This window comes from Devosia sp. (assembly GCF_024707125.1).
Taxonomy (GTDB): Bacteria; Pseudomonadota; Alphaproteobacteria; order Rhizobiales; family Devosiaceae; genus Devosia.
Genome location: NZ_JANQAH010000007.1, coordinates 572,691 through 598,123, shown reverse-complemented (window position 1 = coordinate 598,123; position 25,433 = coordinate 572,691). Strand labels below are relative to the sequence as shown.

Sequence of the window (25,433 nt, the reverse complement as noted above, 5' to 3'; positions counted from 1 at the left end):
CCGAGAGTGTGGGGGCGTTTGGCAGATCAGCCGAGATAATCCCGCTTGCCGATCGGGACGCCCTTGTGGCGGAGGATGTCGTAGGCGGTGGTGATGTGGAAGAAGAAGTTCGGCAGGCCGCGGTTGAGGAGGTAGGTGTCTCCGGCGATCTCAACGTCCTGGCCACCGATTTTGATGGTGACATCGCGCTCGTCCGAGCCCGCAAAATCCTCGGGCGTGAAGGTCGCAAGATAGTCGATGCCCTTTTGCAGGCGCGCCTTGAGGTCGGCCCAGGTGACTTCATCATCGGCCCAGCTCGGGATCGGCTTGCCGGCGAGGCGCGAGGTGACGCCCTTGGCGCCGTCGGTCGCGATCTGCACCTGGCTGCGCAGCGGGTGCATGTCGGCGGCGAGGCGGGTTTCGACATAGGTCTGCAGGTCTACGCCTTCGGCTGCCGCAAAGGCTTCGGCCTTTTCGAAAATGGCCAGCAGATTCTTGAGCATGCGCGAAAAGACCGGCACCGAGGCCGAATACATGGACAGCGTCATTGGGAACACCATGAAAAGAAAAGCACGGGAAGCTCAATGCCGCCCGTGCCGGAAGATAGGGTCTTCATGTGCGCCCCGGAAGGGCGGCCGCTAGTCCTTATGCAAAAATACCGTCTCGCCGCCGACGATGGTCCGCATGACCTTTCCGGCGAGGCGGGCATTCTCAAAGCTCGTATTGCGCGAGCGCGAACGAAGCTCGTTCTCGTTGACCTGCCAGGGATAGTCGAGATCGACGAGGATCAGGTCTGCCGGGGCGCCCTTGGCGACGCGGCCGGCTTCGAGGCCGAGGATTTCCGCCGGGCGGCTGGTCATTGCCTTGAGGACAGTCAGCAGCGGGACGTCGTCGGAATGGACGAGGCGGAGCGCGGCGGCGAGCAGGGTTTCAAGGCCGATGGCGCCGTTTGAGGCTTCGGCAAAGGGCTGGCGCTTGACTTCGCTATCCTGCGGGTCGTGATCGGAATGGATCGTATCGATCACGCCCGAGCGCAGACCATCGATGACGGCGCGGCGGTCGTCTTCAGAGCGGAGCGGGGTGCCGAGCTTGAAGTAGGTCCGGTAGCGGCCGATGTCGTTTTCGTTGAGGCAAAGGTTGTTGATCGAGATGCCGGCGGTAATGCGCGGGTTACGCGATTTGGCGGCCTGGACGATCTCAACCGAGCCTGCGGTGGAGATTTGCGCGGCGTGGTAGCGGACGCCGGTGAGGGCCGCCAGTTGTAGGTCGCGGGACAGGGGAATGGTTTCGGCTTCGCGGGCGATGCCCTTCAGACCGAGCACCGTGGCGAAGAGGCCATCGTTCATGACGCCTTCGCCGGCAAGGCTGGTGTCGACCGTGTGGTGGACGATCGTCATGTCGAAATTGGCGGCGTAGGACATGGCGGTGCGCAGCAGCGCCGTGGACTGGATGGAATTGCGGCCATCGGAGAGGCAGACGGCGCCGGCCTCGCGCATGAGGCCGAATTCGGTGAGGTCTTTGCCGGCAAGGCCTTTGGTGATGCCAGCGGCGGGGAGGATGTTGACTTTGGAGGTCGCCTTGGCGCGGCGGACGAGGAAGTCCACAACGGCGCCGTCGTCCACAGCCGGCATGGTGTCGGGCATCATGACGAAGGACGTGACGCCACCGGCGGCGGCGGCTTCGCCGGCTGAGGCGAGGGTTTCGCGATATTCCCAGCCGGGTTCGCCGGTGAAAACGCGCATGTCGATGAGGCCGGGGGCGAGGACGAGGCCGTTGGCATTGATGACCTCGGCGCCATCGGGGACGCCGACGGGACCATCAAGGGCGAGATCGGCAATGCGGCCGTTTTCGATGAGCACGGCGCCGCGCTGGTCGGTGCCCGAGGCGGGATCGACGATGCGGGCATTTTCAATGAGCAGGGGTTTTGTCATGCCTGATCTCCCGAGAGCAGAGCGTCGAGGACGGCCATGCGGACGGCAACGCCCATTTCGACCTGATCGGTGATGACCGAGCGTGCGCCATCGGCAATGGCCGGATCGATCTCGACGCCGCGGTTCATGGGGCCGGGATGCATGACGATGGCATCGGGATTGGCGAAGGCGAGCTTTTCGGCATCGAGGCCGTAGAAGCGGTAATATTCGCGGACCGAGGGGATCATCTTGCCGCTGGCGCGCTCGTGCTGCAGGCGCAGCATCATCACCACGTCGACGCCTTTGAGGCCTTCTTCCATGTCGGTGAAAACTTCGGTGGCGAGGTGTTCGATGCCGGGCGGCAGCAGGTTGCGCGGGGCGATGACGCGGGTGCGGACATGGAGCGCGCCGAGCAGCAGCAGATTGGAGCGGGCAACGCGGGAATTGGCGATGTCGCCGCAGATGGCCACGGTGAGGCCGGAGATGCGGCCCTTGTGACGGCGGATGGTCAGGGCGTCGAGGAGGGCCTGGGTCGGGTGCTCATGGGCGCCGTCGCCGGCATTGATGACGGAGCAGCCGACTTTCTGGCTGAGCAGTTCCACCGCGCCGGCAGCGCCATGGCGGACCACCAGCACGTCGGGGCGCATGGCGTTGAGCGTTGCGGCGGTGTCAACGAGGGTTTCGCCCTTGGAGACCGAGCTTGTCTTCACCGACATGTTGACCACGAGGGCGCCGAGGCGTTTGCCCGCGATCTCGAAGGACGATTGCGTCCGGGTGGACGGCTCGAAGAACAAATTAATCTGGGTTTTGCCGGACAAGGTGGGGAGCGATTTGCGCTCCTGCCGGCTGACCGGGACCATGCGCTCGGCGCGATCCAGCAGGTCAATTATTTCGTGCTGTTTGAGATCAGCAATTGAAATGAGGTGTCGTTGGCGGAACGGGGGGAAGTCGCCGGAGGTGCTGGCGGGCGTGTCGGCCATGCTCGGATCCCTTCAGATTTGCTGCGGTCTATCCGAGGGGGGCGACACGTTCAACCCATGATTGGGTTTTCAACGGATGTTGGGGCGCCGGCCGGTGGTCGGCGCCGGGATTTTTAGGCAGTGATGGTGCGGCGCTGGATGATGAGGAGAACCACCGCGGCGAGGCCGAGGGCGAGTTCGAACGCGCCGGCGGCGAGGAGGCCGCTGGAGGGGATGCCGTCGAGGGCCAGCGATAGCGTGCGGGCGGTGGCGTAGCCGAGGTAGAAGACGGCGGCGGTCCAGAGGGCGAAATTGCGCCATTGGGGCGAGATGATGCCATAGCCGAAGAAGAGGCCGATGGTGGTCAGCAGGACGCCGGGGGAGCGGAGTTCGCTGGCGAGGCTCGGGGATAGCGTCGGGTCGATGCCATAGCTGCCGTAGAAGGCCGTCGGCATGGTGAGCATGCCGAGGCCGACGAACAGCGCCGTGAGGGCGGCGAGGGCGAGATAGGCTTGCGTGAGGCGGACCATCACGCGGCCTTGCGCCAGGCGCCGCGGGCGGCTGCGGCTTTCACATAGTCGGAGAAATCGCGCGGGGGGCGGCCGAGGGCGCGCTGCACGCCATCGCTGAGGCGCTCGTTGCGGCCATCAAAGACTTCAGCGCAGAGATTGGTCATGAGATCGGCGATTCCGGGGCCGACGGCGGGGAGCAGGGCGGCGTGGAAGGTGGGGCCGTCGATGGGGACGTAGCTGACGGGCAGGCCGCTGGCCGCGGCGATCTCGGCGGCGGCGTCGGCAAAAGTAAGAAGGCGGGGGCCGGTGACTTCGTAGGTTTCGCCATTGTGCTTGTCTTCGAGGAGCGCGGCCACGGCGACGTCGGCGATGTCGTCCACGTCGATGAAGGGTTCAACGCGGCTGCCGGCGGGCAGGGCGACGACACCATTGAGGATGGACGAGTGGAAAAAGCCTTCGTCAAAATTCTGGTTGAACCAGCTGGCACGGACGATGGTGAAATCGAGGCCGCTTTTGCGGATATTTTCCTCCGAGAGTTCGGCGCCGTGTTCGCCGCGGCCGGAAAGGAGGACCAGTTTTTTGAGGCCAGCGGATTTTGCCAGTTCGGCGAAGCGGCGGATGTTTTCCTGGGCTTCGGGGGCGGCGAGATCGGGCACATAGGTGATGTAGGCGCTCTTCATGCCCTCAAGGGCTGGCGCCCAGGTTTCTGGCTTTTCCCAATCGAATTCGGGTTCGGAGCGGCGCGAGACGGCGCGGTGGGGATGGCCCGCGGCGGCGAGGCGGGCAGCGACGCGAGCGCCGGTCTTGCCGGTGGCGCCGATGACGAGAACGGGGTTGTCGGTTGTCATGATGAAAAAGTCTCCTCTTGATGACAGGGGAGATTTTGGGGCGGTGGATGGGACTATCAATCACGTGAAGTCCGCGATATTTTGCAGATCGTCCAAACCGATGGTCTTGCCATGGATTGCTTTCAGCCTGTGCCGCTTTCCGATCCGCTGGGCGAGGTGCTGCACATGCTGCGCCTCACCGGGACGCTTTATTGCCGGGCGACCATGACGGCGCCCTGGGGCATCGACATGCCGCGGCTCATCGAGTCGATGATGTTCGTCATCGTCACTGAGGGACAGGGCGTGGCCGAGGTAGATGGCGAGGAAATCGTGCTCAAGGCGGGGAGCATGCTGGTGTTGCCGCATGGGCAGGAATTTCGGCTGCTGAGCGGATCGGGTGTGGCGAGCGTGCCGTTGTTCGATCTGCCGGTCGAAAAGATCAGCGAACGCTATGAGATCATGACGCTGGGTGGCGGTGGCGAGCTGGTGCGGGCCATGGCGGGCGTGGTGCAGTTTGACCACGTGGCGGGGAAACGGCTGCTGGATCTCTTGCCGCGAAAAATTCTCATCCATGCGTGGGACGAGGCGCTGGATGCCTGGGTACAGAGTACGCTGGGGCTGATTGCGCGCGAGGCGACGTCGCTGCGGCCCGGCGGGGAAACGGTAATGACGCGGTTGGCGGATATTCTGGTGATCCAGGCCGTTCGCGAATGGCTCGATACGGCGCCCGAAGCGCGGCAGGGCTGGCTGGCGGCGCTGCGCGATCCGCAAATTGGACGCGCGCTGGCGCTGATCCATCGGCGGCCGGAGGCGGATTGGTCGCTGGCCGGTCTGGCACGGGAGGCAGGCATGTCGCGCTCGGGCTTTGCGGCGCGATTTACCGACCTCGTGGGGCAGCCGGCGATGACCTATCTCGCGCAATGGCGGCTGCATTTGGCGCGGCTGAAACTCGTCGATACGGGCGAGTCGGTATCGCGGATTGCGAAAGCGAGCGGTTACCAGTCGGAGGCAGCGTTTTCGCGGGCGTTTCGAAAGCTTTTTGGCGAGGCGCCGGTGGCAGTGCGCCGTCTAGCGGCGTAGGCGGTCGAGCGCGCCCTGCAGGATGTAGCTGGCGGCGAGCTTGTCGACGACTTCGGCGCGGCGGTCGCGGCGGAGATCTGCTTCAATCATCATGCGGGTCACGGCGGAGGTGGAGAGGCGCTCGTCCCAGAAGGCGATCGGCAGGTCGAGTTTTTGCGCGAGATTGCGGGCAAAGGCGCGGGTGGATTGGACGCGCGGGCCCTCGGTGCCGTCCATATTGAGCGGCAGGCCGAGGATGAGGGCCACGGCGTTGTTCTCGGCGACGAGCTGGATGATGCGCTCCGCGTCCTGGGTAAACTTTGTGCGCTTGATGGTTTCGAGGGGGCTCGCCGAATACCGCATGCCGTCTGACACCGCGACACCGATAGTTTTGGTGCCGAGGTCGAGGCCGAGGATCTTTCCGGTCGGGGGAATGGCAGCCAATTCATCAGACATCTTTACTCCATTTGACAGAACAAAAAGAAAACATTAAGAGAACAAATGGATCGAAGAATACGTAAGTAGTTGTGCGGACATACATAGATTTCCGAATAGGATATTGTCGTAGTGCGTGAGGTGCACTATTTTGGGGGCAGAGAATGCCAACGATCTATCGTTTCGGCAATGCGAAGATCACCATGTACGCCAATGACCACAACCCGCCCCACTTTCATATCGGTACTCCGGATTTTGCCGCGATAATCTCTCTGGAGACGCTTGAGATCGTATCAGGGGAATTACCTAGGCAGACATACGAGGTGGGCAAGGCCTGGGCGATAGAACATATCACAGAACTGTGGGCTCTTTGGAATGAACTCAATGGTTAGCAATGACGTGGTAGGCACAGGTACACCATTACCTCGCATTGAACATGTTGAGGTTCTCGAGGGACGCCGACTGCGAGTCACATGGCAGTCAGGCGAGACGCACGACATCGACGTGGCGCCCGCCTTGCTCAGCCATCGTCTGTTTGTCGAATTACGATCCAATGACGAGTTGTTCCGTACGGCGGCCAGGGATGAATATGGCGATGCGGTAGTCTGGTCCGATGGCAGTGAGCTGGCTGCGACATGGCTATACGAGCTTGCCGAGCCTGCGGAGCTAACAAACGACGAGTTCCGATCCGCGATGGAAAGCCTCCACATGAGCCTAGACGGCATGGCGGTACGCTTGGGCATTGCCCGCAGGCTTGTTGCTGACTATCGAAAGAATAGGCCAATTCCTCGTACGGTAGCTTTGGCAACGCGCCACTTGATGGAGCGGCAACGACACAGCGGATAGCGATCAGAATCTATGAAACTCACCTGGTTCGGAGACGATACGTTTCGCATTCATGCGGCGGGGGCGATTGTGGTTGTCGAGGGTGAGGGGGCTTTGCCGGGGGTGGATCGGGCGGAGCTGGTGAGTGGGGCTGATCTCGTCGTGGCGTTTGCCGGGGCGGTGGGTGGCACGAAGGGGGGATTGGAAGCCGCGGGCGCCATTGCGGATGCTGGAGGTGGATGAGGCCATGCGGAAGCCGGAGGTGGTTGGGCTGGGGCAGGGCGTGCTGGTGGTCGATGCCGATGGGGAGGCGCCATTGGTGCTGGCGCGGGAGGAGTTTGCGGCGGTCGGGCGCTGGTTGGGGCAGGCGGTGGTTGTGCTTATTGGCGAGGGTTTGGCGGAGCGCGGCGGGAAGCTGCTGGAGCGGTCTGCGCCCCGGCTGGTTGCGCTGGCCGGGGCCGAGTCGGAGGTGGATGCGGCCTTTGATGCGCTGCGGGATCGGCTCGATGGGACGGGGCTCATTGCACTTGAGCGTGGAATGGCTGTGGAAGTCTGATCCCTGCCATAAGGCATTTTCATTGTCTTTTGGGTGCCTGCATTGCTAATGAAGCGGCAAAGAAGGCCTTATTCGCTGGAGTTTGCCATGTCTGTCGACGCCACCACCGTCAAGCGCATCGGGCGCCTTGCCCGTATCCGTATCGAGGAGGAGGAAGTTGCCGGCTATCAGAATGAACTCAATGCCATTCTGGGCTTCGTCGAACAGCTCGGTGAAGTGAATGTCGATGGCGTTGAGCCGATGACATCCGTGACCCCGATGCAGCTGCGCCGCCGCGATGACGTTGTGACCGACGGCGGCTATCCCGAGAGAATCGTCAAGAACGCTCCATTGACCGAAGACAATTTCTTCATGGTGCCCAAGGTGGTGGAGTAAAAATGGCGATCTCGATCGCCATTGAAACCCCGCTTCAGGACGACGTGCGCGGGCTCGTCGACCGTCTCAACGACCATTTGCTGCCGCTGTCGCCGCTGGAATTCCAGTTCAAGATGACTGTGGAGCAGATGGCCGATAGCGACACGACGCTGTTCGTGGCGCGGGACGAGACCGGCGCTGCGGTGGGCATGGGCGCGCTCAAGGCGCACGGGCCGGAGCTGGGTGAAGTCAAGCGCATGTACACCGTGCCGGAAGTGCGCGGGCAGCGCGTCGGCCGGCAGCTGCTGGAGCGGATCGTCGAGCTGGCGCGCGAGCGGGGCATGCCGGTCGTGATGCTGGAAACCGGCACTGGCGACGGCATGCTCGAGGCGCATCGGCTCTATGAACGTTACGGATTCGTGGCGCGTGGGCCGTTCCTCGACTATCCCGATAGCGAGTGGTCGGCCTTCTTCGAGCTGCGACTCGACGAGGAGAAAGCCGCATGATCCGTCTTGCCCTTGTTTCCCTGTTCGCCCTGACGGCGCCTGCCTTCGCGCAGGAGGACCTCAGCATCGACCAGACCAAGATCTATGTCAGCGACGCCAAGGCGTGCGGCGTGATCGAGGACAAGGGCATCGACGCTTTCATGGACCTCGACTTCCTGGCCCTCGATTTTTCCAAGGGTATCCAGTCGATGGAGTTTCATTGCAACTTCTTCGACGTCAAAAGCCGGAAGGGCTCGACGCATCTGTTCATTGATGCAATCTGCGAGCTTCCGGGCGAAATTTATCCTGACATCCTGGCCGTGACGCCGTATTCGGAAACCGAGATACAGGTGGCGTCCTCCGCAGATATCATGTGGGCGATGAACTTTGAGCCCGAAGAAGCGGAATCGGCCGACGCCATAGTGCCCACGGGCACAACCATTTATACGCGCTGCGACAATCTGAGCGAGATTACCGTTGACTGAACTGACCAAGCTGAGCCTCGCCGATGCCCGCAAGGGCCTCAAGGACAAGAGCTTTTCCGCTCTGGAGCTGACCGAGGCCTATATCGGTGCCATCGACGCTGCCAATGACAAGCTCAATGCCTATGTAGCGACGACGCCGGACCAGGCGCGCGACATGGCCAAGGCGAGCGACGCGAAACTGGCCAAGGGCGAGGCTGGCTTGCTGGAAGGCATTCCGCTGGGCGTAAAAGATCTTTTTGCGACCAAGGGCGTGCATACCCAGGCTGCGAGCCACATTCTCGATGGGTTCAAGCCCGAATACGAATCGACCGTGACAGCCAATCTCTGGCGCGATGGCGCCGTGATGCTGGGCAAGCTGAACATGGACGAATTCGCCATGGGTTCGTCCAACGAGACCAGCTACTACGGCTCGGTGATCAACCCGTTCCGTGCCGAAGGCAGCAATGCCAATCTCGTGCCGGGCGGCTCTTCGGGTGGTTCGGCTTCGGCTGTGGCCGCATGGCTCTGCGCCGGCGCGACCGCGACCGATACCGGTGGTTCGATCCGCCAGCCGGCGGCGTTCACCGGCACCGTGGGCATCAAGCCGACCTATGGCCGTTGCTCGCGCTGGGGCACGGTGGCTTTCGCCTCTTCGCTCGATCAGGCTGGTCCGATTGCCCGTACCGTGGAAGATGCCGCGCTGATGCTGCAGTCCATGTCGGGTTTTGACGTCAAGGATCTGACCAGTGTCGATCTCGCGGTTCCTGATTTTGCCGCTGCCGTCGAGCGCGGTGTAAAGGGCCTCACCATTGGCGTGCCGCGCGAATATCGCATGGATGGCATGCCGTCCGAGATCGAGGCGTTGTGGAACCAGGGTCTCGAATGGCTCAAGGCCGAAGGCGCGACGGTGAAGGATATTTCGCTGCCGCACACCAAGTATGCTCTGCCGGCCTACTATATCGTGGCCCCGGCCGAAGCCTCGTCCAACCTCGCGCGCTATGACGGCGTGAAGTATGGCCTGCGCGTTTCGGGCAAAGACATCACCGACCTCTACGAACTCACCCGCGCTGCCGGCTTCGGCCGCGAAGTGAAGCGCCGCATCATGATCGGCACCTATGTGCTCTCGGCCGGCTATTTTGACGCCTATTACGTCAAGGCACAGAAGGTCCGCACGCTCATCAAGAAAGACTTCGAAGATGCCTTCAATGCAGGCGTCGACGCGGTGCTGACCCCGGCAACGCCGTCGGCGGCATTTGCCATTGGCGACGAGGCTTTGGCGGCAGATCCCGTGGCCATGTATCTCAATGACGTCTTCACCGTGACCGTGAACATGGCGGGCCTGCCGGGCATCGCCGTTCCGGCCGGCAAGGACGGTAAGGGCCTGCCACTGGGCCTGCAGCTGATCGGCAAGCCGTTCGACGAAGAGACGCTGTTTGCGGCCGCCCGCGTGATCGAAAAGAGCACCGGCACCGACTTTTCGCCCACCCGCTGGTGGTAAGCGACAAGACGTTCGGAGACGGCGGCGCTTGATTGCGCCGCAGTTCCGCACTATTTGCGCGCCATGCACAAGTTGAAACTGGTTGTGACGCGCCCTGTGGCAGCGTCCGGGCCGACAGGAATTTCGCCGATGGCCATTGATATTTTCACGACGATCGACTGGTCGGAGCCGCCCAAGGATATGGGCATGCCCCTGCAGGCACTATGGTGGCTGAAGAAGGGTGAGCTGCGCGTCGGGCCCGAATGGGAAAAGGCGCACAATATCGTTCAGGCGATGGAAGGCGTGCAGGCTTTCGACTGGGTGCACGCACTGATGCACTGGATCGAGGCCGATATGGGCAATGCCGACTATTGGTATCGCCGCGCCGGCAAGCGCCGGGCGACAGCGAGCGTCAGCGCGGAATGGGAACACATCGCCGCGGCGCTGAGCGAAGTGACCAAGCACTAGAGCGCTCCCAGCGAAATTTGGGCCGCAGGACAGTCTGTCCTGCGGCCTTTTCTTTTCACAATAATGCCCGATCAGACGCGCAGCATTTCGAGGCCTTGCCTCGTAATGCGATATGGACCTCCGCGCGTGGACGAGATGACTTTCTTGGACCGCATGCTTTTGAACATGTCCAAGGTGCAGTCCGTCATCACCCATCCTTCGCGGGTGTAGCATTCAATATCTGTCGTCCTGCCGTCATCATCGCGAATGAGACAGATGCGGCCGCCAAGCGCCAAAACGCCGAGCACGCGGCGTTCGAGTCGAGAAATGTTCATTGTCTTTGAGGTGTCTAGGAGCGGCGTGCCATAAGCACGGTCGCGAACAAACGGGCCCGGCCGCTGGCATCACGCACAGGGGGCCGGGTGGTTCATTCTGCCCCGTCGCGATTGGACGGGGTCTTATGCAATCTCAGACTGGCTAGACATGGCGTATCGTCTACCGCCGCTCTGCCATTGCGTCCAGAATCTCCGAAAGCAGCGGTTGAAATCGTGGCCATGGCGGTGCAAACCAGCAACAGACGCATGACTTGAGGATAGACCGTGACCGCTGCCGCCAAACTGCCCGCCGAATGTGAAAGCAAGGATGATGTGCGGGCCGAGATCGACCGTATCGACCAAGCCCTGTTGACCCTGCTTGCCGAGCGTCACCGCTATGTGACAAGAATGGCCGAGATCAAAACCGATCCGCACGAGGCCTATGATCCCGCGCGTATCGAAGCGGTCATTTCCAAGGTTCGCACGCGCAGTGGCGATCTTGAACTGGACGAAGACCAGGCCGAACTCTTGTGGCGGACCCTGATCGACTGGAACGTAAACTACGAAAAGGGCATCATCGCCGCTCGTCGCCGGGCGCGGTGAGATATCGGGCGCAACTGAAGCGTAACGGGAGCTGGGCGTGGCGGTGATCGAAATTCGGAAGGCCGAAATATCCGACGCCCCACGCATGGCCGACATTGCCTTCGCCGCCTGGGACACCGGTATTCGTCCATTGCTCGATGAACAGCCCGGGCAGCGCGAAAACGAACGGGCGCGGCTTTCGCAGGCGTCCGCCATGAACTGGCAGAACACCATTGTCGCCACCATCGATGGTATCGTGGTTGGCTGGTGTTCCCGCTCGGCGCGGCGGAGCTATATCCCCTATCTCTTCGTGATGCCCGACATGCAGGGCCATGGGATTGGCGCGAGCCTGCTCGGCCGCATGGAAACGATCCTCGAGCTGCAGGGTGCCAGCAAGGTGCATCTCGAAACGCCCGCCGACAATGTGCGGGCCGTGCGGTTTTATGAGCGGCAGGGCTATCACATCCTGGCGCTACGCGGAGAGCCGCGTGGCGGGCATGATCCGTTCACGAGCGTGCACCTCGAAAAGCAGCTTCGGCCCTATGAGGGCGAAATCGACGAGGATTGAGGGCCCCGAAGCCGGGCTATTCGGTTGCATCGCCGCGCCAACATAAGTAAGCACTTACCTAGATTTGCCTCGCCTTTCAGGACATTGAATTGACCCTCGTCGACACCCGCACCCCTGACAAGAAGCGCCTGATTTCCGGTTCGACCGGGGATTGGGAAGTGATCATCGGCATGGAAGTGCACGCGCAAGTCACGAGTGAGAGCAAGCTGTTCTCCGGCTCTTCGACGGCCTTCGGCAATCCGCCCAATGCCAATGTGAGCTTTGTGGACGCGGCCATGCCCGGCATGCTGCCGACGATCAACGAGGAATGCGTGCGCCAGGCAGTGCGCACTGGCCTTGGCTTGAAGGCCAAGATCAACAAGCGCTCGGTGTTCGACCGGAAGAACTATTTCTATCCGGATTTGCCGCAGGGCTACCAGATTTCCCAGTTCAAGGACCCGATCGTTGGTGAGGGCAAGGTTTTGCTCGACGTCGATGGCGAGCAGATCGAGATCGGTATCGAGCGCCTGCACCTCGAGCAGGACGCCGGCAAGTCGATCCACGACCAGCATCCGAACATGAGCTTTGTGGACCTCAACCGGTCCGGTGTGGCGCTGATGGAAATCGTGTCGAAGCCTGATCTACGCTCGTCGGAAGAAGCCAAGGCGTATCTGGGCAAGCTGCGCACGATTCTGCGCTATCTCGGCACCTGTGACGGCAATATGGAGCAGGGCTCCATGCGCGCCGACGTGAACGTGTCGGTGCGCCGCCCGGGCGGCGAGTTCGGCACGCGCTGCGAAATCAAGAACGTCAATTCCATCCGTTTCGCCGGCCAGGCGATCGAGTATGAAGCGCGTCGCCAGATCGACATTCTGGAAGACGGCGGCTCGATCGATCAGGAAACGCGGCTGTTCGATCCCAAGCTGGGTGAAACGCGCTCGATGCGTTCCAAGGAAGAAGCGCACGACTATCGCTACTTCCCCGATCCGGATCTGCTGCCGCTCGAATTCGATGATGCCTTTGTCGCAGAGCTCGGCAAGCACCTCCCGGAATTGCCGGACGAGAAGCAGGCACGCTTCATCGCTGACCATGGCGTGACGGCCTATGACGCCATGGTGCTGACGCTCGATCGCGAAACGGCGGACTATTTTGAGGCCTGCGTCGCCTTTGGTGACAGCAAGCGCGACGGCAAGGCCGTGGCCAATATCCTCAATGCTGACGTCGCGGCCTATGCCAATAGCCAGGGTCTGGCCGTGTGGGAAACGCACTTGCAGCCGGCTCAGATCGCCGGGCTCGTTGATCTCATCGCCGGCGGTACGATTTCGTCCAAGGGCGGCAAGGACGTGCTGCAGATTCTTATCGCTGAAGAGCCCGAGGGCAATCCGGCTGAGGTCGTTGAGCGTCGTGGCCTCAAGCAGGTGACCGATCTCGGCGCGATCGAGAAGATCGTCGACGAAATCATTGCGGCCAACCCGGATCAGGTGGCCAAGGTTCTCGCCAAGCCGACCATGATCGGCTGGTTCGTCGGCCAGGCCATGAAGGCCTCGGGCGGCAAGGCAAATCCGCAGGCGCTGAACGACCTCATGAAGAAGAAGCTCGGCATCGAATAGACTGTTCTGGAGGGGGCATGGCGAAAGGCTATTGGGTGGTTCGGGTCGATGTGACTGATCCCGAACAGTTCAAGATCTACCAGGCTTTCGTCGGCCCCTTTCTGGCCGAGCACGATGGGCGCTTCCTCGTACGCGGGGGGCGCCACACCATTCCCGAGGGCACGGCGCGGCAGCGCACCGTTGTCGTGGAATTTCCAACCTACGAGGCCGCGCTAAAGGCCTATGATTCCGCCGAATACCAGGGCGGTATTGCTATGCGCGAAAATGCGTCCGTAGTCGATTTCGTGGTCGTGGAAGGCTACGAAGGCTAATTTTCACAGTGATGTCGCGGCCCGGCTCCGGCGCGCAAAGCTATGCCTCGCTCATCCGCGGTTCGTACCCCGGATCGGACGGAAAATCGGGCGTGGTGGGATTTTCGATCGGCTGGTCCGGCGGCGGAAATTCCTCCGGTCCCGGCGGGTAGGGATTGATTGGCTGCGGGTTCGACGGTTCGGGCTGCGGTATGATTTCTGGGATCGGTCGCGGATCGATATCGGGTCTCGGTTCGGGCATGGCACACCTCCTTGAAGCCAACGTAAGGCCTCAAGGAGAGTTCCGCGTCAGCTCGCAGACTTGACCTGTCTCGGTCGCCAGCGCTGCACCAGCCGGCCGTCCATGAAGATCAGGCCGATGAAGATCACGACGATGCCGGCGACATGCACAGGCTCGAAGCGTTCGTGGAGGATCAGCACGCCCAGAAGGATCGCCGAGATTGGCGTGATATAGGTGTTGAGCGAGAGATTGGTGGGGCCCACACGCGGCAGCAGCCAATAGACCAGCAGGAAGCTGAAGCTGGTCGAGAAGGTCGCAATGGCAAAGAGCGCGCCCCAGGTTTCGAGACGGGTAATGATCGGCAGGCCCGAAAAGATCAGCGCGATTGGCAGCGAGACCAGCGCGGCGCCGGTCAGCGAGCAGGTGGCGACGACGGCGGGCTCGATAGCTTTGAAGCGCCGCGCATAGTTGAGCGTCACCGCGTAGCAGACGGTGGCAAGAAGTGCGGCCAGGAGCCCGATGACCTGGGCGGAGGCGCCGGCGCCGAGCGAGGGCAGGGCGAGGATCACTGCCCCGAGGAAACCAATCACCACACCAACGACCTTGTTCCAGGTCGCCTTTTCACCGCCCGGCCAAAGCTGCGAAACGATGACGGTGCTCATCGGGGTCAGGCCGTTGATGACGCCCACGATGCTGCTGGCGACGGTGTGCTCGGCAAAGGGGAAGAGCGAGAAGGGGATGGAGTAGTTGAGAATGCCCAGGAAAAGCAGCTGGCCATAAATCTTGCCATCTCTGGGCAATGTCTTGCGGGTGGCGAAGAAATAGACCCAGCAAATGGCAGCGCCGATGCTGACGCGACCTGCCGAGACCCAGAGTGGGCTGATTTCGCGAATAAGAACCGCATTGAAAAGGAACGAACTGCCCCAGACCGCGCCCAGCAGAATGATCAGCAACCAATAGCGTAGCGGCACAGGTGTTCTCCCTTTGTGCTGACGGTAGCGGGCAAAAGGAGTCGCGTCGAACCGATTTTGACGATGGGGGTCATCAATTGCGGTGATGCGGTCGGTCTGCCTGCGGAGACTGAACGTCTTTCTGCTGACAGTCCATGTCAGCGACGTCTGTTGCATTCGGCCGGAGGCGGTTGAGCGAGGGACTCAAGCGTGGTGGCACACCTAAGATATTCGGGGCTAGATGCCGATGTGCAGCGGCAGGTCCTCGTCGACATTATTGCGGATGATCCGGCGTTGATGCGGTTCCTGAGGGGCATGGCGGACCTTGGTCTTCCCGATCCGCTGCTGGGCTCGGGGGCGATCTACAACACGGTCTGGAATGTGCTGACCGGTCGCGAGCGGTACGCGGGAATCAAGGACGCCGACATCGTCTATTTCGACCCAAGCGATCGAAGCTACGAGGCGGAAGACCAAGTTATTCGCCGAACGCAGACCTATTTCGAGGACAGCCCAATTCCGGTTGAAGTGCGGAACCAGGCGCGGGTGCATCTCTGGTTTCCCGAAAAGTTTGGGCTGGCCTATCCCGAACTGACATGCAGCGCCGACATGCTGCTCTATTTTGCCACCAGGACCCACGCGGTTGCGGCACGGATCGAGAATGGAGAGATCGTCATCTTCGCGCCCTTTGGGCTTGATGACATGTTCTCGTTTCGGCTGACACCCAATCCTGTTCTGCACAATCGTGCCACGCACGAAAGCAAGGCGGCACGGGCCATGGCCCTTTGGCCGGAACTGCGGTTCGAACCCTGGCCGGATTAGTCAGCTCGGTGCTTGACGGCAAACCTACTAGAAGGTAGGTAGCTTGCATGACCGAGCTTTCCAGTACTGCCGAAGAAATCCTCCGCCGCACGCGTCCGCTCATTCTCTCGGGCGGATATGACGGATTCAGCTATGCGGATATTTCCACCATCGTCGGCATCCGCAAGGCCAGTATTCACCACCACTTTCCGACCAAGGCACAACTGGTGCGCATTCTGGTGGAGCGCTATCGGCGGGAGGCCGTTGAAGGGCTTCAGAAAATGGATGAGGCCATTGCCGACCCGGCGGAAAAGCTGCGGGCCTATACGGGCTATTGGCAGTCCTGCATCACTTCGGGCTCGGAGCCTTTCTGCGTTTGCGCCTTGTTGGCCAGTCAGATGCCGGCTTTGCCTGATGAGGTTGCTGCCGAGGTGCGGGTGCACTTTCGGGCGCTGGCCACGTGGCTGACCTCAGTGTTTCGGGATGGTTTGGAGCAAGGAAGCCTGCACATGGCCCATGATCCCGAGATAGAGGCGGAAGTCTTTGTTGCCACGGTGCACGGGGCCATGCTGTCCAGCCGGGCTCATGGCGATCCCGCCGTTTTTGAAATGATCGTCCGCCCCCTGGTGGAGCGGTTGGTCAAATAGGGGCAGGGGTGAGAATGCCGACCTTCTGCAAATTAGCCTACCAACTAGTAGATATACGTGGGGCGCATTGCGCGTCCTCTTCAATGTGAAGGACTAAAAATGTTCGGTATTTCTCCCATCGGCTGGTTTCACACGCTTGGCAGTCTGCCGGCGCTCGTCGTGGCCGCCTATATGCTGGCGCGGCATGGCCGCATCGTGCCGCGTTCCGTACCGGGCGCGATCTACTTTGCTTCGATGGTTTTGGGAGGCGCCACGGCGTTTCTGGTGGCAAAGCAGCCGGTGAGCTATGCCATCGGCGGCCTGACGCTGCTTTTGATCGCCGTGGGTTATGGCGTGCATCGCGTGAGCTTTTTGGGGCGCCTGCGGCGGTATATCGAAACCGTCAGCCTCAGCTTCAGCGTCTTGTTGCTGCTGGTGCCGACGGTGACGGAAACGCTGACGCGCGTGCCGGATGGGGCGCCGCTGGCGTCGAGCGTTACCTCGCCCATCGTGCTGGGATCTCACGCAGCGCTGTTGCTGGCCTTCATCGTCGGGCTGATCGTGCAGATCATCGTGCTGCGGCGCGAAGGCCGCATGCCGGCTTACCGCTAGAGCGAGACTTCGCCGCGGGCGAGCATTGCTAGCGCCTGCGGATAAATCTTGTGCTCTTCGACGAGCACGCGGGCGGTCAGCGTCTCGGGCGTATCGCCCGGGAGGACCGGGACGCGGGCCTGGAGGATCGCGGGGCCTTCGTCGAGGCCCGGCGTGACGAAATGGACCGTGCAGCCATGCTCGGCGTCGCCAGCGGCGAGGACGCGGGCGTGGGTGTCGAGGCCCTTGTAGAGGGGCAGGAGGGAGGGGTGGATGTTGACCATCCGCCCCTGCCAACGCAGCACGAAATCTTCGCCCAAGATGCGCATGAAGCCGGCGAGGCAGACATAGTCGACTTCCCAGCTCTCAAGGATCTGGGTCATCGTGTCTTCGAACATTTCCCGGCTCGGGAACTTGCTCTGGGCCAGTGAGGCCGTGGCGATGCCGTTTTCCCGGGCCGTCAGCAGACCCGGAGCAGCAGCCCTGTTCGAGAGCACGCCGACGATTTCGGCCGGATAGTCCGGAGCCTTGGTGGCCTCGATCAGCGCGGACATGTTGGAGCCGCGGCCGGAAATGAGGACGCCGACCTTCTTTCGGCTCACAGGGCGAGCTTTCCGCGGAAGGTGACGGGTTCGCCGGTGCGCGGCGTCAACTGGCCGACAATGGCAGCGGTTTCGCCCGAGGCGGTGAGGTTTGCGACCAGCTTTTCGGCGTCTTCCGGGGTGACGGCGACGAGCATGCCGACGCCGCAATTGAAGGTACGGAGCATTTCGCGTTCGCTCATGCCGCCGACCTTGGAGAGCCAGCCAAAGACTGCCGGCACGGTGACGGCGTCGAGATCGACATCGGCTGCGAGATCATCGGGCAGGACGCGCGGAATATTGTCGATGAAGCCACCGCCCGTGATGTGGGCCAGGGCCTTGATGCCGATGCCAGCCTTGAGGGCGGCGAGGAGCGGCTTCACATAGATGCGGGTCGGTTCGAGGAGCGCTTCGGCGAGGGTCTTGCCGGATTCGAAGGGAGCGTCGGCAGTCCAAGCGAGGCCGGAGAGGTCGACGATCTTGCGGACCAGCGAATAGCCATTGGAATGAACGCCGGAGGAGGCGATTGCAACGAGCGTGTCTCCGGCGGCAATATCCTTGCGCGGCAACAGCGCATTGCGCTCGGCGGCGCCGACGGCGAAGCCGGCGAGATCATAGTCGTTGCCGTGATACATGCCCGGCATTTCGGCGGTTTCCCCGCCGATCAGGGCGCAACCGGCGAGGCGGCAGCCATGGGCAATGCCTTCGACGATGGCGGTGCCTTGGGCCACATCGAGCTTACCGGTGGCGAAATAATCAAGGAAGAACAGCGGCTCGGCGCCCTGCACCACGAGGTCGTTGACGCACATGGCGACAAGGTCCTGGCCAATGGTGTCGTGCTTGCCGGTATCGATGGCGATCTTCAGCTTGGTGCCGACGCCATCATTGGCGGCGACGAGAACCGGATCGACAAAACCTGCGGCCTTGAGGTCGAAAAGACCACCGAAACCGCCGATTTCGCCATCGGCGCCGGGGCGGCGAGTGGAGCGTACGGCGGGCTTGATCGCCTCGACAAGAGCATTGCCAGCATCGATATCGACACCCGCCTGCTTGTATGACAGGCCGTTTGATGGCAGGTTTTGCGCGTCGGACATGAGCCTAAAGCCATTGCTGGGGATATCGGGAACGCTTTGGCTACCGAGACCCGGTCTGGTTGAACTTAACGGTGCTGGCCGCTAGAGCTTTTCGTGCGATCCTCGAATCGCGTGATGCTCCAGGTCTTTGTTTTTGCGGCGGTTTCAAAAGCGGAAAGTAATAGATGCTTTCCGCTGAATTCGCCTGAAGGCCTGATAGCTTCTTGGATAGTCAGACGCAAGGGCCGCCCGGCACCATGAACCTTAGAAATCAAGTGCTGATCTGGATCGGCTTTCTCGTCTTCCTGATCCTGGCTCTCTGGATCTTCCGCGGAATTCTCCTGCCCTTCGTGGTCGGCGCGGCGCTAGCCTATCTGCTCAACCCGCTCGTCAACCAGCTCCAGAAGTGGCATTTCAACCGCAGCTGGGCCACGGCGGTCGTGCTGCTCTGCGTGGTTGCCATTATCGCCGGCATCTTCGTCATGATCGTTCCGATGGTGGCGCAGCAGATCGTGGGGCTGGTGCAGCGCCTTCCGGGCTATGCGGCCGATCTTGAAGCCATGGTGCGGAAATGGGCGCCTGAACTCAACGAGTGGCTCGGGCCGGAACGCGCGGCGCAGGTGGAACGCACGGTTTCGGACATGCTCGGGCAGATCGTCGGATTTGCCGGTGTTGTCACATCTGAAATTCTGGCTTCCGGCATGACGCTGATCAGCGTGATCGGCTTCGCCATTTTTACGCCCGTCGTCGCCTTCTATCTGCTGCTCGACTGGGACAGCATGGTGCGCGGCGTGCATGACCTGCTGCCGCGGCGGCATCGGGCGGAGATTCTCGGAATCCTGCGCGATATCGACAGCTCGATGGCCGGCGTGATCCGCGGGCAGGGCGGTGTGCTGGTGATCGACGCCGTGTTCTATGCGGGTGCGCTTTCCCTCGTTGGCCTTAACTATGGCCTCGCCGTCGGGCTCATTGCCGGGCTTTTGAGCTTCATTCCCTATGTCGGGTTCGGCGTTGGCTTTGCGCTGTCCATGGGTATCGCCACGGTGCAGTTCTGGCCGAACTGGTGGATGATCGCGCTGGTCTTCGGCATTTTCATGGGCTGGCAGTTTGTCGAGGGCAACGTGCTCTATCCCAAGCTCGTGGGCAGTTCGATCAACATCAACCCGGTGTGGCTGATGTTCGCCCTTTTGGCTTTCGGCGCGCTGTTCGGCTTTGTCGGGCTGTTGTTGGCCGTGCCGCTGGCGGCGATTGGCGGGGTGCTCGTGCGCTACGGCATTCGCAAGTATAAGGGTAGCAGCCTCTATCTCGGATCAACCCATGGTGGCCAGGGTGGTAACCCCACTGCGTAACGACAGGCTGCGGCAATTGCCGCTCGAGTTCGAGCATACGCCATCCCATGCCGCAGACGATTTTCTGGTGGGGGAAGGCAATGCCTTGGCCCATGGACGCATCGGCGCCTGGCCACATTGGCCCGATGCCGTCACGCTGCTGATCGGCCCGCCGGCCTCGGGGAAATCGCATCTGGCGCGGATTTTTGCCGATCGCAGCCATGCACCCATGGTGACGCCGGAAACGATCGCCGCCATTGCCGAAGCCGATGGGCGCGGGCCGTTGGTTGTCGAGGATGTGGATCGGCTGGGTTATGACGAGCCGAGCCTGTTTCACCTGCTCAACCAGGCCATGCGCGGCAACCGGACGCTGCTGCTGACGGCGCGCGAAGATATCGCCAAGTGGCCTCTGGCAACGGACGACGTGCGGTCGCGTGTGCGCCGCGCTCCGGCCTTCCGGCTTGAGGTCAGCGACGACATAGAACTGTCACACATGTTCGCCAAACTTTTCGGCGATCGTCAGATCAAGGTCGACCCGAAAATCATCCACTATCTTGTGGCGCGCATGGAACGCAGCCCCGAGGAAGTGGCCGTTTTGGTCGACCGCATGGACAGGCTGGCCCTCGCGAGAGGCACGGCCGTTACCCGAACGATTGCAGCAGAGGCCCTGGCGCTCCGGGAGGCGGAGCGCGACGGTGGCAGCCAACAGGACTGGGACCCTTTAAGCGATGAATGACATGAGCGAGATCACCGAGGCAGAAGGCGCTGGGCCGGACGTCGAGGCGTTGCGAACCAGCCCGGCGCGGTTCGTCAACCGTGAGGTGAGCTGGCTGCAGTTCAACATGCGCGTGCTGGAAGAAGCCGGCAACGAGGCGCACCCGCTGCTCGAGCGCCTGCGTTTCGTGTCGATCTCGGCCAACAATCTCGACGAATTCTATATGGTGCGCGTGGCTGGTCTGAAGGGTCAGATCCGGGCGGGCCTCACGAAGCAGAGCGCTGACGGGCTGACACCGGCCGAACAGCTCGAAGAAATCGCGACGCTGGCCCAGCACTTGCAGCGCGACCAGCAGGATCATTGGGAAACGCTGCGCGAAGAGCTGTTTGCGCAGAATGTCGTCATCCACGAATCCAACGATCTCAGCGAAGAGCAGGTGGCTTACCTGCAAAAGCTCTTCCGCGAAGAAATCTTCCCGGTTCTTACACCAATCGCGGTCGATCCGGCGCATCCATTTCCGTTTATTCCCAATCTTGGGCTGGCGCTGGCCTTTGAGTTGAAGCGTCCTGACAGCGATCAGCCGCTGACGGCGCTGGTTCGTATTCCGGGCAATCTCGACCGTTTTATCAATCTGCCCAATGAGCTCGTTTCGGAGGGGCGCAGCGAAGTCGTGACCATCGATACGCTGGTCAAGCTCTTCTTCCACAAGATGTTTCCGGGCCACGAGGTCGTGGGATCGGGTGCGTTCCGCATCATTCGCGACAGCGAAATCGAAATCGACGACGAAGCGGCAGACCTCGTGGTGGAGTTCGAAAGCGCCTTGCGCCAGCGTCGCCGCGGCCAGGTGATCCGGCTTGAAATCGAACGCTCCATGCCGCGTGCGCTGCAGCGCCAGATCGGCGAACAGCTGGGCATCAAGGATGCCGATGTGTTCGAAGTTCACGGCTTCCTCGGGCTCGCCGATGCGCGCAAGGTTTGCGATGTGGATCGGCCCGACCTGAAATTCACGCCCTATATCGCCCGCTTCCCCGAGCGTATCCGCGACTATAACGGCGACAATTTTGCCGCGATCCGGGCCAAGGATATTCTGGTCCACCATCCGTTCGAGAGCTTTGACGTCGTTGCGCAATTCCTGATGCAGGCGGCGCGCGATCCGGACGTAGTGGCGATCAAGCAGACGCTCTATCGCACCTCGTCGGACAGCCCGATCGTCAAGGCGCTGGTGATGGCTGCCGAGGCCGGTAAGTCGGTGACATGCCTTGTCGAGCTCAAGGCGCGCTTTGACGAAGAAGCCAATATCCGTTGGGCGCGAGATCTTGAACGCGCTGGCGCGCAGGTGGTTTTCGGCTTTATCGAGTTGAAGACGCACGCCAAACTGAGCCAGGTGGTGCGGCGCGAGAAGGGCAAGCTCGTCAGCTATTGCCATATCGGCACGGGCAATTATCACCCGATCACGGCCAAGATTTATACCGATCTCAGCTATTTCACGATCGATCCCGCAATCACCCGCGACGTGGCGCGCGTTTTCAATTTCATCACCGGCTATGCGCGGCCGACCGAACTCGAAACCATCGCGGTTTCGCCGGTCAACCTGCGCGAAACATTGGTCAACAATATTGCCCGCGAGATCGAGTTCGCGCGCTCGGGCCAACCGGCCTCGATCCTGCTCAAGATGAACTCTCTCGTCGATCCGCAGGTGATCGACGCGCTCTATGACGCGAGCCAGGCTGGGGTGAAGGTCGATCTCATCGTCCGCGGCATCTGCTGCCTGCGGCCGGGTATTCCGGGTTTCTCGGATAATATCCGGGTCAAATCGGTGGTCGGGCGTTTCCTCGAACACAGCCGCATCTATTGCTTCGGCAATGGCGAATCCATGCCGTCGGCGCGGGCGCTGGTCTATATTTCTTCCGCGGATTTGATGGGTCGGAACCTTGATGGTCGCGTCGAGGTGATGGTGCCGATTCTCAACAGAACCGTGCACAAGCAGATTCTTGACAGAACGCTAGTTGCCTATTTGAAGGACAATCAGCAAAGTTGGGAAGTCTTGCCAGATGGCAGTTCCCATCGCTTGCGCGTTGCCGAAGGGGCGGAACCTTTCAATGCGCATGACTATTTCATGACCAATCCGTCGCTGTCTGGACGCGGCAGCGCCGGGATTGGAGACGACGAGGGCTGAGTTTGACACAATTCTGGGGCGTAGACGCCGATCCTACGGCCCAGGGCCGTCTCAAGGGCGCCCAGCCGGTCGCTGTCCTTGATATCGGGTCAAACTCCGTTCGCCTTGTCGTTTATGAGCGCCACGCGCGCTCCCTGACGCCGCTCTACAACGAGAAATCGGCCTGCGCGCTCGGCCGGGGCATTGCCCAGAGCGGGCGGCTGGCCGATGCCAATGTCGAAAAGGCACTCGACGCCATCAAGCGCTTTGCGCTGGTGGCGCGGATGATGCGTGTCGGCAAGGTCCATGTGCTCGCCACCTCGGCCGTGCGTGATGCGGCCAATCGGCAGGAATTCGTCTCGGCCGTGGAAGCGATCATGGAAACGCCCGTCCGGGTGCTTTCGGGCGAAGAAGAGGCCCATTTTGCTGCGCTTGGCGTCGTCGCCGGCATTCCGGGATTTGCCGGTGTGGTCGGTGACCTGGGCGGCGGCAGCCTCGAATTGTCTGTGATCACAAATGGTCGCGACGCCGACGGACAATCGCACGAGCTGGGTGTCATTCGGCTGCAGGACGATGCCGACGGGTCGCCTAAAAAGGCTGCGGCCCTGGTCCGGGAAAAACTCAAGAAGTCGCTGCTCGCGGGCATCGAGCCGGGCGGGCGGTTTGCGGCCATTGGGGGCACCTGGCGCTCCCTCGCGAAACTGCATCTCGAACTGCGCGACTACCCGCTCCACATGGTGCAGGACTATGTGGTGCCGGCGGCCGAAATGATTGCGGTCTGCGAAGACATCATCGCGGCCGAGTCGCTCAAGAGCTATCCGGGCTCAAACAGCGCCAGCAATTCGCGCCGCGAACTCGTGCCGTTCGGCGCCGCCGTGCTGGCTGAAGTACTGCGCGCGGGCAAGTTTGAGAGCGTCGTATTCTCGGCATTGGGCGTGCGCGAAGGCTATCTGCACGGCTTGCTGTCCGAAGCCGAACAGGCGGTCGATCCGCTGATTCAGGGCGCCGAGGAACTGTCGGTACTGCGCTCGCGCTCGCCGGCTCACGCTTCGGATCTTGTCGAGTTTACCGCCCAGTATTTTGCGGCGACCGGCACTGTCGAAACGGCCGAGGAAAGCCGGTTGCGGCAGGTGGCATGCCTCCTGGCCGATATCGGCTGGCGCGCGCATCCGGATTACCGCGGGCCGCAAAGCGTCGATTCGGTGGCCTATGGCTCGCTGACCGGGGTCGACCACCCCGGCCGCGCCGTGCTCGCCCATGCCATTTCGGTGCGCTATGACGGGCTCAAGAGCAAATCGGCCAATACGCTGATCCCACTGGCTTCGCCGGAAATGATCAAGCGGGGACGGCTGATCGGCACGCTGTTCCGTGTGGCCTATCCGATGACGGCCGCCATGCCGGGAATTCTGCCGCGCATCCGTTTCCGTCTCGATGGTGACGTGCTGGTGCTGCAGCTACCGACGGACTTTGCCTTCCTCAATGGCGAGCACCTTCGCAACCGGCTGAGCCAGTTCGCCAGCTTCGCCGAGCACGCCGATGCGCGGGTGGAAGTGGGCTGAGAGCTACTCAGCCGCTTCTGCCTGATTGACCGCGAACTCGATGACGCCTTTTCGCGTGGCCACGAGGCCGATGCGGCCATGCTTTATGGCCAGGGCTTTTTCGCCGAAGAGTTTTCTGCGCCAGCCTTTGAGGGCGGGGACGTCGGCTTCGTCATCGAGCACGAGGGCGTCGATGTCGTCCGAAGTCGCGAGGATGCGGGCGGCGACGCCGTGCTGTTCGGCCACGGACTTCAGAAGCACGCGGATGAGGTCACCCACGGCGCCCTTTGGCGAGGGGCCGCGGTAACGCTCGGGCAGGGTGGGGAGGTCGGTCTTTTGTAGAGCCTCGACGCCCTTGAGGAGTTCGATGATTTCGGCAGCGGCTGAACTGCGGCCAAAGCCGCGGGGCACGGCGCGCAGTTTGTCGAAAGCATCTGGCGTCAGGGGGCGCTGCATGGCGAGGTCGAACAGCGCGTCATCCTTGAAGACGCGGCTGCGCGGCTGATCTGATGTCTGCGCCTTGCGCTCGCGCCATTCGGCCAAGACCTTGAGGGCAGCGAGATCGCGTGGGCGATTGATCTTCATCTTGAGCCGTTCCCAGGCCTCTTCGGGCTGGACGACATAGGTATCGATGCTGCGAAGAACGGTGAGTTCGTCTTCGACCCAATCCCAGCGGCGAGTCTGTTCGACCTGCTTGCGGAGTTCGCGATAGATGTCGCGGAGATACGTGACGTCGGCGAGCGCATAAAGGCGCTGCTTTTCCGAGAGCGGGCGAGCCGACCAATCGGTAAAGCGCGAGGACTTGTCGAGCTCGACCTTGCAGATGGCGCGCACGAGGCTGTCATAGGACGCGCTATCTCCAAAGCCGCATACGCTGGCTGCGATCTGCGTGTCGAAAATATTGTGCGGTACGGCGCCGGTCAGTTTGACAAAGATTTCAATGTCTTGCCGGGCGGCATGAAACACCTTGGTGACCGATGGGTTGGCCAGAAGCGCGAAGAACGGTTTCAGATCAAGGTGATCAGCCAGGGGATCGATGAGAACGGCTTCGTCATCCGTCGCCACCTGAATGAGACAGAGACGCGGCCAATAGGTGGTTTCGCGCAGGAATTCGGTGTCCACCGTCACGAAATCAAACTGGGCTGCACGCTCGCAAAATGCCGAGAGCGCCTCTGTGGAAACAATCAGGTCCATATGAATACCGT

General features: G+C 61.7%; 33 protein-coding genes. 21 read left to right on the top strand and 12 right to left on the bottom strand.

Going from position 1 to position 25,433, the window contains the following annotated elements; genetic code table 11:
* Nucleotides 1-26: 26 nt before the first annotated feature.
* The 5 genes from NVV77_RS08175 to NVV77_RS08155 form a co-directional block, all read right to left on the bottom strand.
* Nucleotides 27-527 (bottom strand): DUF1993 family protein, encoded by a 501-nt coding sequence (locus NVV77_RS08175; RefSeq protein ID WP_295412001.1) that lies wholly within the window; start codon nucleotides 525-527, stop codon nucleotides 27-29.
* 90 nt (nucleotides 528-617) lie between these two features.
* Nucleotides 618-1,910 carry a dihydroorotase gene (gene pyrC / locus NVV77_RS08170; protein ID WP_295411999.1) on the bottom strand — a complete coding sequence of 431 codons (1,293 nt, stop codon included), beginning with the start codon at nucleotides 1,908-1,910 and terminating at the stop codon, nucleotides 618-620.
* Complete coding sequence (locus NVV77_RS08165; RefSeq protein ID WP_295411998.1) at nucleotides 1,907-2,869, bottom strand: aspartate carbamoyltransferase catalytic subunit; 963 nt, start codon at nucleotides 2,867-2,869, stop codon at nucleotides 1,907-1,909. Before NVV77_RS08165 ends, pyrC begins: the two co-directional genes overlap by 4 nt.
* Nucleotides 2,870-2,982: 113 nt before the next feature.
* Nucleotides 2,983-3,378, bottom strand: a complete 396-nt coding sequence (locus NVV77_RS08160) for a DUF4345 domain-containing protein (protein ID WP_295412277.1) — start codon at nucleotides 3,376-3,378, stop codon at nucleotides 2,983-2,985.
* Nucleotides 3,378-4,208, bottom strand: coding sequence for an NAD(P)H-binding protein (locus NVV77_RS08155; RefSeq protein WP_295411997.1), 831 nt, complete (start codon nucleotides 4,206-4,208; stop codon nucleotides 3,378-3,380). Before NVV77_RS08155 ends, NVV77_RS08160 begins: the two co-directional genes overlap by 1 nt.
* A gap of 81 nt (nucleotides 4,209-4,289) precedes the next feature.
* Between NVV77_RS08155 and NVV77_RS08150 the strand changes: the two genes are divergently transcribed.
* Nucleotides 4,290-5,267, top strand: a complete 978-nt coding sequence (locus tag NVV77_RS08150) for an AraC family transcriptional regulator (RefSeq protein ID WP_295411996.1) — start codon at nucleotides 4,290-4,292, stop codon at nucleotides 5,265-5,267.
* Here the strand turns inward: NVV77_RS08150 and ruvX are convergent.
* Nucleotides 5,256-5,702 carry a Holliday junction resolvase RuvX gene (gene ruvX, locus NVV77_RS08145; protein WP_295411995.1) on the bottom strand — a complete coding sequence of 149 codons (447 nt, stop codon included), beginning with the start codon at nucleotides 5,700-5,702 and terminating at the stop codon, nucleotides 5,256-5,258. The genes NVV77_RS08150 and ruvX overlap by 12 nt on opposite strands.
* 143 nt (nucleotides 5,703-5,845) lie before the next feature.
* Between ruvX and NVV77_RS08140 the strand changes: the two genes are divergently transcribed.
* The 9 genes from NVV77_RS08140 (at nucleotide 5,846) to NVV77_RS08100 (ending at nucleotide 10,310) form a co-directional block, all read left to right on the top strand.
* Nucleotides 5,846-6,073 (top strand): DUF4160 domain-containing protein, encoded by a 228-nt coding sequence (locus NVV77_RS08140; RefSeq protein ID WP_295411993.1) that lies wholly within the window; start codon nucleotides 5,846-5,848, stop codon nucleotides 6,071-6,073.
* The gene (locus tag NVV77_RS08135) at nucleotides 6,066-6,527 is read left to right on the top strand and encodes a DUF2442 domain-containing protein (RefSeq protein WP_295411991.1); all 462 of its coding nucleotides are present in this window, start codon (nucleotides 6,066-6,068) and stop codon (nucleotides 6,525-6,527) included. Before NVV77_RS08140 ends, NVV77_RS08135 begins: the two co-directional genes overlap by 8 nt.
* A gap of 12 nt (nucleotides 6,528-6,539) precedes the next feature.
* Entirely contained in the window at nucleotides 6,540-6,749 is a 210-nt protein-coding gene (locus NVV77_RS08130; protein ID WP_295411990.1) for a hypothetical protein, read from the top strand.
* A 4-nt stretch (nucleotides 6,750-6,753) separates the two neighbouring features.
* Nucleotides 6,754-7,062, top strand: coding sequence for a hypothetical protein (locus NVV77_RS08125; RefSeq protein WP_295411987.1), 309 nt, complete (start codon nucleotides 6,754-6,756; stop codon nucleotides 7,060-7,062).
* An 87-nt stretch (nucleotides 7,063-7,149) separates the two neighbouring features.
* Nucleotides 7,150-7,437, top strand: a complete 288-nt coding sequence (gatC, locus tag NVV77_RS08120) for an Asp-tRNA(Asn)/Glu-tRNA(Gln) amidotransferase subunit GatC (RefSeq protein ID WP_295411986.1) — start codon at nucleotides 7,150-7,152, stop codon at nucleotides 7,435-7,437.
* 2 nt (nucleotides 7,438-7,439) lie between these two features.
* Nucleotides 7,440-7,922, top strand: a complete 483-nt coding sequence (locus NVV77_RS08115) for a GNAT family N-acetyltransferase (RefSeq protein ID WP_295411984.1) — start codon at nucleotides 7,440-7,442, stop codon at nucleotides 7,920-7,922.
* Complete coding sequence (locus NVV77_RS08110) at nucleotides 7,919-8,386, top strand: hypothetical protein (protein WP_295411982.1); 468 nt, start codon at nucleotides 7,919-7,921, stop codon at nucleotides 8,384-8,386. The genes NVV77_RS08115 and NVV77_RS08110 overlap by 4 nt, the downstream gene beginning before the upstream one ends.
* Nucleotides 8,379-9,863 carry an Asp-tRNA(Asn)/Glu-tRNA(Gln) amidotransferase subunit GatA gene (gene gatA, locus NVV77_RS08105; protein ID WP_295411980.1) on the top strand — a complete coding sequence of 495 codons (1,485 nt, stop codon included), beginning with the start codon at nucleotides 8,379-8,381 and terminating at the stop codon, nucleotides 9,861-9,863. Before NVV77_RS08110 ends, gatA begins: the two co-directional genes overlap by 8 nt.
* A gap of 129 nt (nucleotides 9,864-9,992) precedes the next feature.
* Nucleotides 9,993-10,310, top strand: coding sequence for a hypothetical protein (locus NVV77_RS08100; protein ID WP_295411978.1), 318 nt, complete (start codon nucleotides 9,993-9,995; stop codon nucleotides 10,308-10,310).
* A gap of 71 nt (nucleotides 10,311-10,381) precedes the next feature.
* On the opposite strand, the gene NVV77_RS08095 is transcribed toward NVV77_RS08100, so the two are convergent.
* On the bottom strand, nucleotides 10,382-10,624 hold the full coding sequence (locus tag NVV77_RS08095; protein ID WP_295411976.1) for a YjhX family toxin: 243 nt from the start codon (nucleotides 10,622-10,624) through the stop codon (nucleotides 10,382-10,384).
* A 264-nt stretch (nucleotides 10,625-10,888) separates the two neighbouring features.
* Between NVV77_RS08095 and NVV77_RS08090 the strand changes: the two genes are divergently transcribed.
* The 4 genes from NVV77_RS08090 to NVV77_RS08075 all read left to right on the top strand — a co-directional run bounded on the left by NVV77_RS08090 (nucleotide 10,889) and on the right by NVV77_RS08075 (nucleotide 13,653).
* Nucleotides 10,889-11,206, top strand: coding sequence for a chorismate mutase (locus NVV77_RS08090; RefSeq protein ID WP_295411974.1), 318 nt, complete (start codon nucleotides 10,889-10,891; stop codon nucleotides 11,204-11,206).
* 37 nt (nucleotides 11,207-11,243) lie between these two features.
* Nucleotides 11,244-11,753, top strand: coding sequence for a GNAT family N-acetyltransferase (locus NVV77_RS08085; protein WP_295411973.1), 510 nt, complete (start codon nucleotides 11,244-11,246; stop codon nucleotides 11,751-11,753).
* 89 nt (nucleotides 11,754-11,842) lie between these two features.
* Complete coding sequence (gatB, locus tag NVV77_RS08080) at nucleotides 11,843-13,342, top strand: Asp-tRNA(Asn)/Glu-tRNA(Gln) amidotransferase subunit GatB (RefSeq protein ID WP_295411971.1); 1,500 nt, start codon at nucleotides 11,843-11,845, stop codon at nucleotides 13,340-13,342.
* A 17-nt stretch (nucleotides 13,343-13,359) separates the two neighbouring features.
* Complete coding sequence (locus tag NVV77_RS08075) at nucleotides 13,360-13,653, top strand: DUF1330 domain-containing protein (protein WP_295411970.1); 294 nt, start codon at nucleotides 13,360-13,362, stop codon at nucleotides 13,651-13,653.
* 40 nt (nucleotides 13,654-13,693) lie between these two features.
* Here NVV77_RS08075 and NVV77_RS08070 read toward each other — a convergent pair whose 3' ends face one another.
* Nucleotides 13,694-13,894, bottom strand: a complete 201-nt coding sequence (locus NVV77_RS08070) for a hypothetical protein (protein WP_295411968.1) — start codon at nucleotides 13,892-13,894, stop codon at nucleotides 13,694-13,696.
* A 47-nt stretch (nucleotides 13,895-13,941) separates the two neighbouring features.
* Nucleotides 13,942-14,844: a DMT family transporter gene (locus NVV77_RS08065; protein ID WP_295411967.1), complete on the bottom strand. Its 903-nt coding sequence runs from the start codon at nucleotides 14,842-14,844 to the stop codon at nucleotides 13,942-13,944.
* A gap of 192 nt (nucleotides 14,845-15,036) precedes the next feature.
* Here NVV77_RS08065 and NVV77_RS08060 point away from each other — a divergent pair, with 192 nt between their 5' ends.
* From NVV77_RS08060 to NVV77_RS08050, 3 genes are all read left to right on the top strand, one after another.
* Nucleotides 15,037-15,642 (top strand): nucleotidyltransferase family protein, encoded by a 606-nt coding sequence (locus NVV77_RS08060; RefSeq protein WP_295411966.1) that lies wholly within the window; start codon nucleotides 15,037-15,039, stop codon nucleotides 15,640-15,642.
* Between the two features lie 47 nt (nucleotides 15,643-15,689).
* Nucleotides 15,690-16,268, top strand: a complete 579-nt coding sequence (locus NVV77_RS08055) for a TetR/AcrR family transcriptional regulator (RefSeq protein ID WP_295411964.1) — start codon at nucleotides 15,690-15,692, stop codon at nucleotides 16,266-16,268.
* A 99-nt stretch (nucleotides 16,269-16,367) separates the two neighbouring features.
* A complete protein-coding gene (locus NVV77_RS08050; RefSeq protein ID WP_295411962.1) occupies nucleotides 16,368-16,859 on the top strand; it encodes a hypothetical protein in 492 nt (163 codons plus the stop codon).
* On the opposite strand, the gene purN is transcribed toward NVV77_RS08050, so the two are convergent.
* Both purN and purM read right to left on the bottom strand, forming a co-directional pair.
* Nucleotides 16,856-17,440, bottom strand: coding sequence for a phosphoribosylglycinamide formyltransferase (gene purN / locus NVV77_RS08045; protein ID WP_295411960.1), 585 nt, complete (start codon nucleotides 17,438-17,440; stop codon nucleotides 16,856-16,858). The two genes, NVV77_RS08050 and purN, sit on opposite strands and share 4 nt — an antisense overlap.
* A complete protein-coding gene (gene purM / locus NVV77_RS08040; RefSeq protein WP_295411958.1) occupies nucleotides 17,437-18,513 on the bottom strand; it encodes a phosphoribosylformylglycinamidine cyclo-ligase in 1,077 nt (358 codons plus the stop codon). The genes purN and purM overlap by 4 nt, the downstream gene beginning before the upstream one ends.
* 236 nt (nucleotides 18,514-18,749) lie before the next feature.
* On the opposite strand from purM, the gene NVV77_RS08035 reads away from it, so the two are divergent.
* The 4 genes from NVV77_RS08035 to NVV77_RS08020 are packed head-to-tail and all read left to right on the top strand — an operon-like array spanning nucleotide 18,750 to nucleotide 24,249.
* On the top strand, nucleotides 18,750-19,841 hold the full coding sequence (locus NVV77_RS08035; protein ID WP_295411956.1) for an AI-2E family transporter: 1,092 nt from the start codon (nucleotides 18,750-18,752) through the stop codon (nucleotides 19,839-19,841).
* Entirely contained in the window at nucleotides 19,822-20,556 is a 735-nt protein-coding gene (locus NVV77_RS08030; RefSeq protein ID WP_295411955.1) for a hypothetical protein, read from the top strand. Before NVV77_RS08035 ends, NVV77_RS08030 begins: the two co-directional genes overlap by 20 nt.
* A complete protein-coding gene (locus tag NVV77_RS08025) occupies nucleotides 20,549-22,711 on the top strand; it encodes an RNA degradosome polyphosphate kinase (RefSeq protein ID WP_295411954.1) in 2,163 nt (720 codons plus the stop codon). Before NVV77_RS08030 ends, NVV77_RS08025 begins: the two co-directional genes overlap by 8 nt.
* A 2-nt stretch (nucleotides 22,712-22,713) precedes the next feature.
* Nucleotides 22,714-24,249: a Ppx/GppA phosphatase family protein gene (locus NVV77_RS08020; protein WP_295411952.1), complete on the top strand. Its 1,536-nt coding sequence runs from the start codon at nucleotides 22,714-22,716 to the stop codon at nucleotides 24,247-24,249.
* A gap of 3 nt (nucleotides 24,250-24,252) precedes the next feature.
* On the opposite strand, the gene rnd is transcribed toward NVV77_RS08020, so the two are convergent.
* On the bottom strand, nucleotides 24,253-25,422 hold the full coding sequence (gene rnd / locus NVV77_RS08015) for a ribonuclease D (RefSeq protein WP_295411950.1): 1,170 nt from the start codon (nucleotides 25,420-25,422) through the stop codon (nucleotides 24,253-24,255).
* Nucleotides 25,423-25,433: the final 11 nt, after the last annotated feature.

Coding starts and splice junctions, on each gene's coding strand:
- NVV77_RS08070 (WP_295411968.1), bottom strand. CDS start 13,894: ATGCCCGAACCGAGACCCGATATCGATCCGCGACCGATCCCAGAAATC.
- NVV77_RS08175 (WP_295412001.1), bottom strand. CDS start 527: ATGACGCTGTCCATGTATTCGGCCTCGGTGCCGGTCTTTTCGCGCATG.
- pyrC (WP_295411999.1), bottom strand. CDS start 1,910: ATGACAAAACCCCTGCTCATTGAAAATGCCCGCATCGTCGATCCCGCC.
- NVV77_RS08135 (WP_295411991.1), top strand. CDS start 6,066: ATGGTTAGCAATGACGTGGTAGGCACAGGTACACCATTACCTCGCATT.
- NVV77_RS08055 (WP_295411964.1), top strand. CDS start 15,690: ATGACCGAGCTTTCCAGTACTGCCGAAGAAATCCTCCGCCGCACGCGT.
- ruvX (WP_295411995.1), bottom strand. CDS start 5,702: ATGTCTGATGAATTGGCTGCCATTCCCCCGACCGGAAAGATCCTCGGC.
- NVV77_RS08100 (WP_295411978.1), top strand. CDS start 9,993: ATGGCCATTGATATTTTCACGACGATCGACTGGTCGGAGCCGCCCAAG.
- purM (WP_295411958.1), bottom strand. CDS start 18,513: ATGTCCGACGCGCAAAACCTGCCATCAAACGGCCTGTCATACAAGCAG.
- NVV77_RS08115 (WP_295411984.1), top strand. CDS start 7,440: ATGGCGATCTCGATCGCCATTGAAACCCCGCTTCAGGACGACGTGCGC.
- NVV77_RS08050 (WP_295411962.1), top strand. CDS start 16,368: ATGTTCGGTATTTCTCCCATCGGCTGGTTTCACACGCTTGGCAGTCTG.
- NVV77_RS08130 (WP_295411990.1), top strand. CDS start 6,540: ATGAAACTCACCTGGTTCGGAGACGATACGTTTCGCATTCATGCGGCG.
- NVV77_RS08160 (WP_295412277.1), bottom strand. CDS start 3,378: ATGGTCCGCCTCACGCAAGCCTATCTCGCCCTCGCCGCCCTCACGGCG.
- NVV77_RS08155 (WP_295411997.1), bottom strand. CDS start 4,208: ATGACAACCGACAACCCCGTTCTCGTCATCGGCGCCACCGGCAAGACC.
- NVV77_RS08140 (WP_295411993.1), top strand. CDS start 5,846: ATGCCAACGATCTATCGTTTCGGCAATGCGAAGATCACCATGTACGCC.
- rnd (WP_295411950.1), bottom strand. CDS start 25,422: ATGGACCTGATTGTTTCCACAGAGGCGCTCTCGGCATTTTGCGAGCGT.
- NVV77_RS08110 (WP_295411982.1), top strand. CDS start 7,919: ATGATCCGTCTTGCCCTTGTTTCCCTGTTCGCCCTGACGGCGCCTGCC.
- NVV77_RS08025 (WP_295411954.1), top strand. CDS start 20,549: ATGAATGACATGAGCGAGATCACCGAGGCAGAAGGCGCTGGGCCGGAC.
- gatC (WP_295411986.1), top strand. CDS start 7,150: ATGTCTGTCGACGCCACCACCGTCAAGCGCATCGGGCGCCTTGCCCGT.
- NVV77_RS08125 (WP_295411987.1), top strand. CDS start 6,754: ATGCGGAAGCCGGAGGTGGTTGGGCTGGGGCAGGGCGTGCTGGTGGTC.
- NVV77_RS08075 (WP_295411970.1), top strand. CDS start 13,360: ATGGCGAAAGGCTATTGGGTGGTTCGGGTCGATGTGACTGATCCCGAA.
- NVV77_RS08095 (WP_295411976.1), bottom strand. CDS start 10,624: ATGAACATTTCTCGACTCGAACGCCGCGTGCTCGGCGTTTTGGCGCTT.
- NVV77_RS08035 (WP_295411956.1), top strand. CDS start 18,750: ATGAACCTTAGAAATCAAGTGCTGATCTGGATCGGCTTTCTCGTCTTC.
- NVV77_RS08165 (WP_295411998.1), bottom strand. CDS start 2,869: ATGGCCGACACGCCCGCCAGCACCTCCGGCGACTTCCCCCCGTTCCGC.